Source organism: Wukongibacter baidiensis, assembly GCF_050888315.1.
In the GTDB taxonomy this organism is placed as follows: Bacteria; Bacillota; Clostridia; order Peptostreptococcales; family Caminicellaceae; genus Wukongibacter; species Wukongibacter baidiensis.
This window is the reverse complement of sequence record NZ_CP138202.1, coordinates 3992117-4006279: the sequence shown is the minus strand read 5'-3', so window position 1 is coordinate 4006279 and position 14163 is coordinate 3992117. Positions and strand designations below refer to the sequence as shown.

General features: G+C 35.5%; 11 protein-coding genes and 1 other annotated feature. Of the genes, 3 read left to right on the top strand and 8 right to left on the bottom strand.

The window, feature by feature from the left end; translation table 11 throughout:
- Positions 1 to 24: 24 nt before the first annotated feature.
- Complete coding sequence (locus R9X47_RS18070; protein WP_432662425.1) at positions 25 to 921, bottom strand: AraC family transcriptional regulator; 897 nt, start codon at positions 919 to 921, stop codon at positions 25 to 27.
- Between the two features lie 286 nt (positions 922 to 1207).
- Here R9X47_RS18070 and dapA point away from each other — a divergent pair, with 286 nt between their 5' ends.
- Positions 1208 to 2065 carry a 4-hydroxy-tetrahydrodipicolinate synthase gene (gene dapA, locus R9X47_RS18065; RefSeq protein ID WP_432662424.1) on the top strand — a complete coding sequence of 286 codons (858 nt, stop codon included), beginning with the start codon at positions 1208 to 1210 and terminating at the stop codon, positions 2063 to 2065.
- A gap of 378 nt (positions 2066 to 2443) precedes the next feature.
- Here the strand turns inward: dapA and R9X47_RS18060 are convergent, their stop codons facing one another.
- From R9X47_RS18060 to hgcA, 7 genes are all read right to left on the bottom strand, one after another.
- A complete protein-coding gene (locus tag R9X47_RS18060) occupies positions 2444 to 3433 on the bottom strand; it encodes a D-cysteine desulfhydrase family protein (protein ID WP_432662423.1) in 990 nt (329 codons plus the stop codon).
- Positions 3434 to 3765: 332 nt separating this feature from the next.
- The gene (locus tag R9X47_RS18055) at positions 3766 to 4950 is read right to left on the bottom strand and encodes a trans-sulfuration enzyme family protein (RefSeq protein ID WP_432662422.1); all 1185 of its coding nucleotides are present in this window, start codon (positions 4948 to 4950) and stop codon (positions 3766 to 3768) included.
- A gap of 195 nt (positions 4951 to 5145) precedes the next feature.
- The gene (locus R9X47_RS18050) at positions 5146 to 6576 is read right to left on the bottom strand and encodes a Na+/H+ antiporter NhaC family protein (protein ID WP_432662421.1); all 1431 of its coding nucleotides are present in this window, start codon (positions 6574 to 6576) and stop codon (positions 5146 to 5148) included.
- Between the two features lie 97 nt (positions 6577 to 6673).
- Entirely contained in the window at positions 6674 to 7852 is a 1179-nt protein-coding gene (locus R9X47_RS18045) for a MalY/PatB family protein (protein ID WP_432662420.1), read from the bottom strand.
- Positions 7853 to 8023: 171 nt separating this feature from the next.
- Complete coding sequence (locus tag R9X47_RS18040; RefSeq protein WP_432662419.1) at positions 8024 to 10087, bottom strand: sigma-54 interaction domain-containing protein; 2064 nt, start codon at positions 10085 to 10087, stop codon at positions 8024 to 8026.
- Positions 10088 to 10216: 129 nt separating this feature from the next.
- Positions 10217 to 10432: a mercury methylation ferredoxin HgcB gene (gene hgcB, locus R9X47_RS18035; RefSeq protein ID WP_432662418.1), complete on the bottom strand. Its 216-nt coding sequence runs from the start codon at positions 10430 to 10432 to the stop codon at positions 10217 to 10219.
- Positions 10433 to 10489: 57 nt separating this feature from the next.
- Positions 10490 to 11644 (bottom strand): mercury methylation corrinoid protein HgcA, encoded by a 1155-nt coding sequence (gene hgcA / locus R9X47_RS18030; protein ID WP_432662417.1) that lies wholly within the window; start codon positions 11642 to 11644, stop codon positions 10490 to 10492.
- Between the two features lie 160 nt (positions 11645 to 11804).
- Positions 11805 to 12072: a binding site (T-box leader), on the top strand.
- Positions 12073 to 12204: 132 nt separating this feature from the next.
- Here hgcA and ilvA point away from each other — a divergent pair.
- Positions 12205 to 13449, top strand: coding sequence for a threonine ammonia-lyase (gene ilvA, locus R9X47_RS18025; RefSeq protein WP_432662416.1), 1245 nt, complete (start codon positions 12205 to 12207; stop codon positions 13447 to 13449).
- Between the two features lie 145 nt (positions 13450 to 13594).
- A complete protein-coding gene (locus R9X47_RS18020; protein WP_432662415.1) occupies positions 13595 to 14140 on the top strand; it encodes a helix-turn-helix domain-containing protein in 546 nt (181 codons plus the stop codon).
- Positions 14141 to 14163: the final 23 nt, after the last annotated feature.

The window sequence follows — 14163 nt, the reverse complement described above, 5'->3', positions numbered from 1 at the left end:
CAATATAGGCAGGTGCTTTATGGTTTAATGATTATTATCCATATATGACTTTTCAAGCTCTTTTAGGGCTTTATAGTACTGTTTTGGTGGTAGTCCAAACATTTTTTTGAAGGCCCTTATAAAGTTGGAGTAATCACCGAATCCACATTCTAGGTATACCTCTGTTATTGGCTTTCCCTTCTTTATTTGCAGGTTTGCCATTATAAGTCTTTTTTGAAGGATATAATTGTGAATGGTGTAGCCCGTTTGTTTTTTAAACCTATGCATAAGATAGTATTTACTCATAAAGAACATCGATGAAAGATTGTCTATGGTTAGCTCCTGATTAAGATTTTCATTGATATATTTTAAGATAGATTCTATCCTCTCGTCATATTCGATATCATTTTCTTCCTTTATATTTTTCGTCTGCAAGTATAGCCTATTTAAGTAAACTACAAGCTGTAGAAGCAAAGAGTTTCTAATTATCCTGCTCCCGAATTCCTTATTTTTAAACTCATTATTTAATTGAGATGAGGTATGTTTTATAATATCAAGAAACTGAGAATCTAATCTCATTAAGTTACGTTTTTGGCTTGTTGCCAGCTGGAAACATGTTAGAAGATCACTGTTTGAATTATTGTGCTTCCTTAGGAAAAGTGGATTTACCCAGATAATTATACGTTCGTATACCTCACTAGAATCTATTATAGGTTTATGTATCTCACTATTGCTCACTAAAAGTATATCCCAGGGTTTTAATCTATAGGCTTTACCTTCAATTAGATATGTCACTTTCCCAGATATAAATATAATTATTTTATTAAAGTCATGGTAATGGGGTTCAAACTCTAAGTTTACTCTATCCTTTATATGAAAGTACTCAAAATCGGTTTTTAAATACCCTCTTTTTATATTTAGAAAATTACTTTCTTCTTTCATAGGAGCTCCTCTTCTTTTTTCTTCTATTATATGAACTCTATATTAAAGCACTTTTTGCAATATTTCAAGCATTTTAAGCAATATATATTGACAATGTTTTGAATATAATGGATGTAAGAAAAGGATTTGAAGTTGATTGAGGCAATTGCATAATTCTAACTTTGCAGAATTGCATAATAAATGTGGTATAACTTTAGGGTTTTTAAAACTATATATAGTAGAAAGTTTTTTTAGATGGTAATTATGCAATTTGCTCGATTTATTATTTATAAGGAGGGTTATTACAATGCTTAAAGGTATCTGGCTACCAATTGTAACACCATTCGCCGACGATGAAGTAGATTTTAAATCATACAAGAGATTAATAGATTATTATATCGACAAGGGCATCTCTGGACTTATTCCACTAGGTACTACAGGGGAAGTCCCAACTATTTCTCATTATGAATATGAAGAAATCATTGAAAAAACCATGGAATATACTAAAAACAGAGTACCTGTTTATGTAGGATTAGGTGGAAATAATACTTTCAAGGTTTTAAAGCAGCTAAAAATTGTAGAGAAGTATGATATTGAAGGTATTTTATCCGTAAGCCCCTATTATAATAGACCTTCTCAAAAAGGAATATACGAACATTATTTGAGAATATCAGAGGCTACTGATCTTGACATTATTATTTATAATATCCCCTATAGAACCGGTAGAAATATTGAAAACGAAACTCTATATAGGCTTGCAGAGCTTGATAATGTCGTGGGACTGAAGGATGCCTGCGGGGATATCAAGCAAACAATGTCACTGCTTATGAATCCACCGGATAATTTTTCAATCTTAACTGGAGAGGATATGTTCTTTTATTTAACCTTGTCCTTAGGAGGTCAGGGAGGAATCTTAGCATCATCCCACTTGTATACCGAAAAGTTTATTGATGTTTATAATAAGGCTAAGGAGAATGATTTTAAATCAGCCTTTGATATATGGCAAGGTCTTGCTAAGTTTATTCCTCTTTTATTTGAGGAGCCTAATCCATCGCCTATTAAGTATTGTTTGAATAGATTGGGGCTTATAGATTCTGAGGAGACTAGATTGCCTTTGATGAATATTTCTGAGGAGTTGGCTGAGAAACTTGAAAAGTTTTTATAAGAATAAGTTGCTGTTAAGATGTTATCAGAAAAGTTGAGTTTTGTGTAAGAGTTTGGAAAATATGACAGGGGACGGGCCCACGGACACGCTGAGAAGAACGCATGTCAGATGGGTCCGTCCCCAGTCACATTTTCGGCCTTAGTAGATATTTATATTTTAGAACGGTTCTAGAGCGCTCAGAATGGCGAATTTCTGCGTTATTTGAAATATTCACCGACTTGGCACGTACGTTAGTACTAGCCAAACCGTTGAAATTCCAAAACCTTGAACTTCACTCATTCTGAAACACCCGCGGGGCTGAACTCATAAGAAATCTTTATGAGACAGCCCCGACTTTTTTAATAAAATATTATTTATGTTCTTTAAGTTCTGCTTTATTTAGAAGGAGAACAAATCTCTTTTAGGAAATAGACCGTATAGTCCTCCGGTGTGTATGAATAGTATGTTTTTATGTTCTTTAAGGTTTCCTTTTTTGATTTCATTTACTAGGCCGTACATGGCTTTACCTGTGTAAACAGGGTCTAGGATGACGCCTTCTAGCTTAGCTAGTTCGTGGATGAACTCAATCTCTTCTGGTCTACTTAGGGCATATCCTCTACCAACGTATCCATCTATGATATTGATTTCATCCTTTGTAAATTCAAAGGGTTCATCTATGTAGGATAGACTTTCATTTATTACTTTCTGAATTTGCTTTTTAAAATGCTCCGCATCATCACATACATTTACCCCATATATTTTTGCCTCATGCTTCATGATCTTATTTGCAAGGAATAAACCGCCGTAGGTTCCACCTGATCCTACGCCAATCACTACAGCATCAAATTTTATACCCATGTCTTTTTCCTGCTGAATAATCTCTTCCATGGCTTTAAAGTATCCAAAGGTACCTATACCATTTGAAGCTCCTTCTGGAATAATATAGGGCTTATAGCCTTCCTTTGACAGTTCTTCCTTTATATCTGCCATGATTTCCATTCTTTTTTCTCTGTATTCCTCTGGGGTGATAAACCTTATTTGAGCTCCTAGTACCTTGTCTAGGAAAAGATTTCCTTCCACATCCTCTTCTCCATTGCTTCTTAGAACTAAGCAAGAGGATATACCTAACCTAGCAGCAACAGCAGCGGTAGCTCTGGCATGGTTAGATTGGATTCCACCACAAGTAATGAGTAAGTCACAACCTTGATCTAGAGCTTCTTTTACTGCAAATTCTAACTTCCTAACTTTATTACCCGAAATCTCTGTTCCGGTTTGATCATCCCTTTTGATAAATATATCTGGTCCACCTAATTTTTGAGATAGTCTTTCTAATTTCTCGATTCTTGTAGGTAGGTTTGCAATTTCAATTCTTTTAGGAATCTTTATCATATTAATCTCCCTTTCCACATTAATACTTTTCAACATTATACAACATTTCTTCGTCTACTTGTATATGCTTAATAGCGGGGGTGTCTCAGAATGACGAATTTCTGCGTTATTTAAAGTTTCATCGACTTGGCACGTACATTAGTACTAGCCAAACCGCTGAAATTTCAAAACCTTGAACTTCATTCATTCTGAAACACCCCGGGGCTGTACTCATAAGATTGCTTTATGAGTCAGCCCCTACATATCTATACAAAAGAATAAACAACTTCAAAATTGTAGCTTTGAATGTTGTTTATCCATATAGCAACAAAAATCTTTGAGGGTATTTTTGTCTACTTTATTTTATTTAAAGCCTGTTCTAAGTCGTCTATGATATCTTCTATATCCTCAATCCCCACTGAAAGCCTAACTAAACCATCGGCTATTCCAGACTTTATTCGTTCTTCTCTTGGAACACAGGCATGAGTCATTGATGCGGGGTGCTGTATCATCGAATCTACACACCCCAAACTTACTGCCAATGTATGCATTTTAACATTATTCATTAGGGTAGCACCCGCATCTAGTCCGCCCTTTAATTCAAAGGCTATCATCCCTCCAAAATCATCCATCTGATCTTTAGCTAATCCATACTGTGGAAAGTCTGAAAGACCTGGGTAGTAAACCTTATCAACCAATGGATGCTCCTTTAGATACGCAGCTACCTTCGTTGCATTTTCACAATGTTTATCCATTCTAAGACCCAGGGTCTTCAGGCCTCTATTTAGAAGCCATGCATCAAAGGGACTTGTTGTACCTCCAAAGTTATCTAAATGTGGAGATTTCATTCTAGAGATTATTTGTTGAGAAGCAACTATAATTCCTGCAACTACATCTCCATGACCACATATATATTTTGTTGCACTATGTATAACTATATCTGCACCCAAGTCCAGCGGTCTTTGAAGATATGGCGTCATAAAGGTATTATCTACCATTACATATGCACCAAATCTATGGGCAATTTCTACACAAGCTTTAATATCTACAAGCTTCATTGTAGGATTAGCAGGGGTTTCAATATAAACCACCTTAGTATTTGACTTTACTTCTTCCCGTAATTTCTCTAAATCCGTAGTATCCACAAAGGATACTTCTATTCCGTATTCGGGAAACATATCCTTAAGGAGCTTAAATGTTCCACCATAGAGGGTATCGGAAGCAACTACATGATCTCCACACTTTAAAAATGATAACAGTGCCGTTGATATGGCTGACATACCAGAACTAGTAATAAGTGCAGCTTCACCATTCTCTAAGGCCGCCATCTTTCCTTCAAGCTCAGTCATATTAGGATTGCCTAGTCTTGTATATTTATATCCCGCCTCTTCTCCTGAGAAGATTCTACCTCCCTGGGCAGCATCTTCAAATCTAAAGGTAGATACCTGGTATATTGGTGTTAGGTGAGCTCCCTTTGCATCATGATCATGTCCTGCATGAATTGCTTTGCTATTAAAGCCTAAATTACTTACATCCATTCTTATTGCCTCCTCATTAAAAATCTCTATACTAATGAAATGGTTTGCTACATATATTTTGGGATCATAACTTTATTAAAACATTATTTATAGAAATCGCAATAAGCTTTGTTACATTTTGACTCCTTAAATAACCCAAAAGCATTGGCTATTCAAGAAATCAAAATGTAGATTTATAAGTGCGTTCTATATAAATTACCCAATAAACCCTACTACGACATATAATACAAATGCTATGGCCGATGATAATAACGCATATGGTATCTGTGTCTTAACATGATCAATATGATCCGAGGCCGAGGCCATCGATGCCAGAATTGTTGTATCGGATATTGGTGAACAGTGGTCACCCATAATAGCACCTGAAATTACTGCTCCAGCACTTGCATATATATTTGCATCCATTGCTACTGCCATTTGCATTGCTATAGGCATCAAGATTGCAAAGGTTCCCCAGCTTGTGCCCGTTGAAAATGCTATTATACAACCAAGGATAAATATTATGGCTGGCCCTAGGGCACCACTAATTCTTCCTTCAACTATACTTGCCATGTATTTTCCTGTTCCAAGATTTGAAATAGAATTACCTATGGCAAAGGCAAATATTAATAGGGATGCAACAGGAACCATTCCACCTACACCTCTATAAAAATAGTTCATATACTCGTGTAGATTCATTATTTTTTTAGCTATATAGTAAACTCCTGAGAAGGCTAGGGACGCAAGCACTGCCCAAAATACAGAGGTTGATCCTGAACCTTCCATCATATTTCCTTCACCAGTAACATATAAGCTAATTGGCATCATTCCAATAAGCACTATTAGAGGTAATATCATATGCATCATATTTGGTGTTATACCTTCTTTTACAGGTACATCTGTAGCTTCAGTTGAAACAAGAGGGGTAGCACCTTCCCTTAGTACCTGCCCCGTTGTCATTGCCCTTTCTTCGGCCTTCTTCATTGGACCCCAATCTTTCCCGGTCCAAATGTAATAGAATACCGATATTACAGCTATGATTGAATAAAATTGAAATGGTATACTTTTTACTAATATTTGTACGGGATTACCTGAAATAACACCTGCACTTACCTGAACTCCAAGTATACCTATAAGCGTTGCTCCCCATCCATTCAGGGGAATAAGAGCACAAATCGGTGCCGATGTAGAGTCACAGATAAATGCGAGCTTTTCTCTTGATACCTTATATTTATCTGTCAAAGGACGAGCTACAACGCCAGAAACAAGTATAGTAATTGATGATTCTATAAATATTATTATACCTATGATAAAGGACAACATCATAGCGCCTCTTTTGTTTTTTACTGCTTTAGTCTTTTCAGTTAAAAACTCAATAAATCCAGCTACACCTCCTGAGGCTTGAATTAAGGTAATTATTGCACCCACCAGGAATGAGAATATGATAGTTTTTGTTATCCATCCCTCAGAAAAGACTGCCACAATGCCATTTAAAGAATTATTTAATGCAGTTAGAGGGCTCCAACTTGCCATTATTAATTCTGCAGCAAAAATACCAGCAAATAAAGAAATAAAAACTTGTTTTGATCGAATTGCCAATAATATTGCAATTAGTGGTGGTAAAATACTCAGAATACCATACTCCATAAATTACTTCCTCCTTATTTCTATTTTATTTTGAAGAATATAGACATATTGGTTGTTATTGTTATGTTCACCTCCCTTTACATACACTATTGATTTATTATCCTAAGTTTTTTTTAATTGCTTTTTCAATTCTTTTGATTCCTTCTTCCAAGATGGCCCTAGGACAGGCAATATTGATTCTCATATACCCTTCCCCTTCACTACCGAACCAATTCCCTCCATCCAAAGCGATTCTTGCTTTATTTATCATAAAGTCATTTAACTCCTCATCATCTAGACCAAGACCCCTGCAGTCTATCCAAACAAGGTATGTTCCTTCGAGTTTGTTAGGTCTGATTTCAGGGATGTTTTCTCTACAGTAATCCACAAGAAACTGGGCATTGTCTTCTAGATATTCCATTAGCTGATTAAGCCATTCTTCACCATGTCTATAGGCAGCTTCAACGGCAACTAAGCTAAAACAATTATTCCTTTTTAAATCTAAAATTCCTAGGAAGTTCTCAAATTTATCATAGTCTTTTTTATCCGAGAAAATTGCAAAGGAAGCCTGAAGCCCTGCAATATTAAAGGTCTTAGTTGCAGATATACAGGTTATTGTATTCTTACTAAATTCTTCGGATATTGAAGCAAATGGAACATACTTTCTTTCTCCATATACTAAATCACCATGTATCTCATCGGCTATGACCTTTACATTGTTTCTAATGCATATATCACCAAGCCTTGTAAGTTCGTCCTTTGTCCACACCCTACCAACTGGATTATGCGGGTTACAAAGAATCAAGTATTTTACATTGTCGTCCATCTTTTCTTCTAAATCCTCATAATCCATTACATAATCATTATTCACCTTCTTAAGTGGATTGAGCACAAGCTCTCTACCATTATCCTTAACAACATCAAAAAAAGGATAATATACTGGTGATTGAATTATGATTTTGTCTCCTGGCTTAGTGAAATTTCTCATGATAATACTTAGTGAGGTTACTACCGATGGACTATGTATTACTGTCTCTTTGTCTATGCACCAATCGTATCTTCTCTTATACCAATCAATCATTGCTTCGTAATATGTCTCAGGTCTTGAGGTATATCCAAAAATACCTTGCTCAGCCCTCTCTTTAATAGCATCTATAATAGGCTCTGCTGATTTAAAATCCATATCTGCAACCCACATGGAGCATAAATCATCTCTTCCAAACTTAAGCTCTAGCTCATCATATTTCGCTGCATAGTTATTACTTCTATCAATTACTGTATTGAAATCGTACTTCATCTTGACCTCCTCTTACTACTTGTTTTATCATTTATCACTTTCATTCTTATAATTATGCAAATACTATGCCAATTAGTCCACGGTTTAATTTTCAGACTTTTCAGTGTTTTCCTTAACTTTTATTGTATTCTATTTCAAAACCGGGTGCAACGGTTTTTTATCTCTCACCCATTACACCCGGTTTTCTATATATTTTAATGTTTCAACTCCCAAATCCGTTATTTGGGTACCTCCTCTTCCATTAGATAACCTGACCATTTTATGATTTCTTAAAACCTCTAGCCTTTTTCTAATATCATTTTCTGATATATATATATCCTTTTCTTTAGCCAATTTAGCAATGCTTCTTCTACCAATCCTTACCCTATTCCTCAAGCTATTTTCCAAGGAGCTCAAAATAAAGGTATATTCCTTCTCATATCCTTCTATATATTCTAAAAACCTCGTAATTTTATCACTATCTATACTATTGAAATCGACTTCTATTTTGGCTCTTTCCTTAACAAATGGTATATCTTGAATTTCAATCCTTCTCTTACCTAGATGGGCAAGGTACTCAATATAATTGTTAAGTTCTCTTACGTTTCCTTCCCAAGAATAGTTCTTAAATGCTTCTATAGACTCTTCACTCAGCTCAAACTCCGCCTCTACTTCCTTTTGTATGTTATCTACCAAAAGCATTATATCTTCTCTTCTCTCTCTGAGAGGAATAGTATTTAGCGGTAGGACGTTGAGCCTATAGTAAAGATCCCTTCTAAACTCCCCTTTATCCACTAGTTCCTTTAAGTTTTTATTGGTAGCTGCGATAATTCTAATGTCAATATTTATGACACTATCTCCACCTATTCTCATTACTTCCCTTTCCTGTATAACCCTAAGGAGTCTCGCCTGTAGATTTAATGCCATCTCTCCGATTTCATCTAAGAATAGGGTACCATTATGGGCTAGCTCAAACAGACCAATTTTTCCACCCTTTCTAGCACCGGTAAAGGCTCCTTCTTCATAGCCGAATAGTTCACTCTCTAAAAGGCTTTCTGGAAGGGCTGCACAATTTACAGCCACAAACTGATAGTTCTTTCTTTTGGATGTATTGTGTATTGCTTGAGCAAATAGTTCCTTTCCTGTTCCACTTTCTCCGCAAATTAATACAGAAGAATCCGATTTTGCCATTCTCTTAGCTATCCCTTTAAGCTCTTCTATGGCAGGGCTTTGTCCAATAATATCCTCAAACTTATATTTTGCCTTATGACCCTTACCCAATAGTTGCCCTCTAAGTTTATGATGATATTTCTCCTCTTCCGTAAATTCATTGATTATAGCTAATGCGCCAGTAACCTTTTTCAAAGTGATAACAGGGACTATTGTTGTGGAGATATTTTTTCCCTTTATTTTTACTAACATAGCCTTTATTGATTTTGATGTACCGATAACACTATCGAAAGGTATTTGAGATACTATCGTTTTTACGTTTTTCCCAATAACCTCTCCTTTTTTTAATCCGATGATTTTTTCAGCTCTTTTATTAAAGCCATGTATCAGTCCATTGGCATCTACTGCAATGATTCCATCGTCTAAGATGTTAAGAAGGCTATCAAACTCACTTTCTAAGGTGTTGGTTTTACCTAATAAGGCTTCAAGTCCAGAGCTATGGGTCTTTAAACTCTTAAGGTGCTCTATGAATCGGTCTTCCTGTAGTAGATAGTCTAGATTTAACTTAACTGCTATATCTACTATGGTACTGGTGCCAAGAACCCTATGTCCTATATCTATGACTTTTTCAACAAAGTCAGGAACATGCTGAGGCTCTCCAGGAGTAAGGGCTATCTTTAATTCAGGTACATTTTTTATGCCTGGATAAAATGGAGTGAATTCAACATGGTTAATTCCTAGCTGATTAAACAAAGCAATTGTTTCCATCGTCATTTCACTACTATAGTTAACTAGCATAACCTTTTCTCCCGCAGGTATGGTCATTATTTGATCATATTGCTTTGCAGTTATCGTCGGATTAATTATTACTATCTGACTTTTATTGGATATATATTTTTTTACCGCTATATATATTGAGTATAGGGATATCAGTACTAGATCGGCATCTATATCCTGGTTAATATTATCAACATCAAAGGAATAGTATTTTATTTCAACCGCATCACCAAATAGGTTTTTAAGCTGCTCGTAATGTTTTTTTACAACACCAGACCAAAGAGTAATAACTACTATTTTTTTAACCAAATAATACACCACCTTTCGAAGATCTAATCTATTATTATATATGGACAATTAAACTAAACTCACTTCATTTAGTTACTAACAACAGTTTGGCTCACTTCCAGTGAGTATGCCTTTTATTATAGCATAGGCTCATCCAACCCCCGACTCCACTGTAATTGCCTCTGTCGGGCAGTTTTTAGCACAGGCTCCACATTCTATACAATAATCCTTTTCTGCAATATATACCTTACCATTCTCAAGCTTCAATACTCCATGGGGACAGACATCTATACAGAACCCACAACCTACACACTTCTCATGGTCTAGATTCAAATTTACCATATTTTTTAAGTATTTTAATCTCATTATATAAATCCCTTCCTTCAAGAAAGATTTAATATCATTTTTTAATCAACTACTCATCTATAATTTTCCCATCACTATCAGTACCAATCCTCCTATGGAGGCAAGTGTTACCATGGGTACCGTCCATAGTGTCTCCTTCTTAACACCTGAAAATGAGGTATAGGTAGTTGCTCCGGTGAAGTTAAGTCCTAGCATTGTTATTATAGAAGTTAATATCAATGCATTTCCTAGGGACACCTTTAGCTGACTACTAAATAGAAAGACACTGTTAAAGTGAATAGTAATTAGAGACCAAATTACTCCTAGGATTAATCCCTTTAGAGAAAAGGACCTAAATGGTATTATTGGAAGCATTATCGGTACTAAAAATCCCCCTATCAAGAATGCTCCTAAGTAGGGCATAATATTCAGTAAAGTTATTTTTAGTATTTCCTCCATCCCTAGTTCTCCATGTGTTACCCAGTTTATAATAAAGAATATTATAGGAACTATCATAAAATACCTTAGGGCTATCAATACTTCTATCGGCGTTAAAACTAACCTATCAAAGAGGCTAAATTCTACCCTTCTCATTTTCTCAGTTGCTTTACATTCCGTAGATAGAAACTCAGGTATGTCCTCTGCCCTTACGGGTCCATATACTATTTTAAAACCCGTATGCTTAGTTACTATATGGGCTGATACCCCCGGTGCTCCCAGCTGTGGTAGTATTAACCTCCTATGGGATACAAGGCCGTCTAGCTTAGTTTCTTTAATCCTATATATAATTTCTTCCGTTCCAAAGGTCCCCTTACCAGCTGCACACCATACATTGATTCCCTTTGTGTCGATTACCATAATCCACAGGTCAATGCCTTCTAGTTCCTTTCTAAGCTTATCGAAGGTCAGCTTATAGTTAGCGGTTACAAGGACTGGAGAGTCTTTATCAGGATTTCCAACTGCATATAATCCAGTATTTATTCTAAAATTATTTCTTTTTATCTTTATACGAGCATGGCAATCTTGTAAAGTGTCCTTTCTCATCAGTGTAGTTTTGATTCTTTTAATAGGTCCTATAGGAGTATCAACAAAACCATCTATGGCATGGCTTATATCCTTATAAAGAGATGGATTTTCTTCTTCATATTCAGATTTTGACTTGGCTTCTTCCATACTGGAAGATTCTGAATCACAGCTTCAGCAGGCTTGGTTATTGTACTTATCGATGGACATTTCACTTGACACCCCTTCCAATAAATTTTTTATTTTTCTTATTGTATCATCAAATTGTCAAATATTATAGTTATATTCTTTAGAATTTTTAATCAATTTCTATTGACAACATCCCTTTATGGTGTTAAAATTTTGAATAATTATAATATTAGATACATATTTAAAAGCTATGACGGAGAACGGTATTTTTCGCTAAATGGTCCCAGAGAGTCGGTGGTTGCTGAAAACCGATACTGTTTGTAAAATACAAATCACTCCCGAGCTGTATCCTTGAACTTTTGGCTTTTGAGAACTCTCTATTATAGAGGTTCAAGTAAAGGATAACGTCTAGCCCCGTTATAGGCTTAGGTTTGTTAGAACTGAAAGAGAGGTGTCTATATATGTAGATGCAATTAAGGTGGTACCGCGAGAACATACTCGTCCTTGAAGAAGATTCTTCATGGACGTTTTTTTATTGGGGTCATTTCTAGAAAAGAAATATGACCAAAAGAAAGGGATTCAATGACCTAGATTTTTATTTATAAAACAACCACACATACAATATTACTGGAGGGAGAAATATGGGAAGAGCTACTAGTTACGCTTTAAAATACGACAAACCATTACTACAATTTTCAGAGATCAAAGCTGCAAAGGAACGACTTGAGGGTATATCTGCTAAAACTGAGTTAATATATAGTTCGTTTTTTAGCAATGAATATCAGAATGAGGTTTATATAAAACCTGAAAATCTCCAAACTACTGGTGCATATAAGTTAAGAGGCGCCTATAATAAGATCAGTAAGTTGAGTGACAGCCAAAAGAAAAGAGGATTAATCGCCTCTTCTGCTGGTAATCACGCTCAAGGTGTTGCCTACTCAGCCCAAAAACTTGGAATAGAAGCAACTATTGTTATGCCAAAAACTACGCCTTTAATAAAGGTAGAGGCTACAAAGAAGTACGGAGCTAAGGTAGTCCTTGCTGGAGATAATTACGATGCTGCCTATAATGAGGCTCAGAGACTCCAGAAGAAGATGAATTATACTTTTGTTCACCCCTTTAATGATCTGGATATCATGGCTGGTCAAGGTTCAATCGGAATAGAGATACTAGAGGAGCTTCAAAATGCTGATATTATTTTAGCACCGGTGGGAGGCGGTGGCTTAATTAGCGGTATAGCCGTTGCTGCAAAATCTATCAATCCCAATATAAAGGTTATCGGAGTAGAACCTGAAGGTGCAAATGCCATGAGGCTTTCGATAGATAAGAATAAACTGGTTTCCCTTGATAGGGTTGAGACAATTGCCGATGGAGTGGCCGTCAAGACCCCTGGAGATCTCACTTTCTCCATAATAAGGGATTATGTTGATGATATCATTACTGTTTCGGATTTTGATATTATGGAGGCACTACTTATCCTTTTAGAAAGACATAAGCTTGTTGCTGAACCTGCAGGAGCTTTATCCCTTGCAGCTTTAAAAAAGCTTAATGTTCAAAATAAGAATATAGTATCTGTAATAAGCGGAGGCAATATCGATGTTGTGACTATGTCATCTTTAATTAATCATGGTCTTGTTTCAAGGGGAAGATTGTTCTGCTTCTCTGTGAACCTTCCAGATACTCCAGGACAGCTTCTAAATATATCTAAAATCCTTGCCGATATAGGAGCTAATGTAATTAAGTTGGATCATAACCAATTTAAAGGTTTTGACAGGTTTAAGAATGTTCAGCTTGAAGTAACAGTAGAAACAAACGGACACGATCATATAGGGCAAATCATAGATAGCCTTAGGGACCATGGGTATGGGATTAATAAAGTCTATTAAATGTAGTAATTTACTAAATGTTTAATTGTGAAGTTTTACTAACTCAAGTAAATGCATTGTTTTACAAAAACATTTAAAGTATAATAAGTATAAAGGTATATAATTTAGCAACCCTTTAGATAATCAAAATAAAGGAGAATAAATAATGCAGCTTGGGGAAAAGATTAAGCACTTTAGAAAGAAAAAAGGACTTACAATTAAACAATTATCTGAGTTAACCAATCTATCCAATGGCTTTATCAGTAATATTGAAAGAGATTTAAACAGCCCATCGGTTAGTAATTTACAACAAATCTGTAAGGTTTTAGATATAAATATCGTAGATTTAATACAAACCTCTGACGACAATCACTCTATGATAGTCCGCAAGGAAAATAGAAAAGATGTCTTCAAAACCGACGATGATTCCGTTAAAATCGAATTATTGAGTCCTAGAGATAAGAAGTTAACGGGAATATCTATTGTAATAGAACCCCACAGCAATTATGGCAAAACATCTTGGGGACATAATTACGAAGAAATCGGTATAGTTATTAAAGGGTCTCTTGAAATCAAAATGGAAAATGATACATTTATCCTAAATGAGGGAGATAGTATTTATGTAAGTAAATTCACTCCTCATAACTACAGAAATAATGGAGATACAACTTGTATTACACATTGGTTTGCTGTAAAGGAAGAAGAACTATAGATGTCTCAGAATTGCGAATTTCT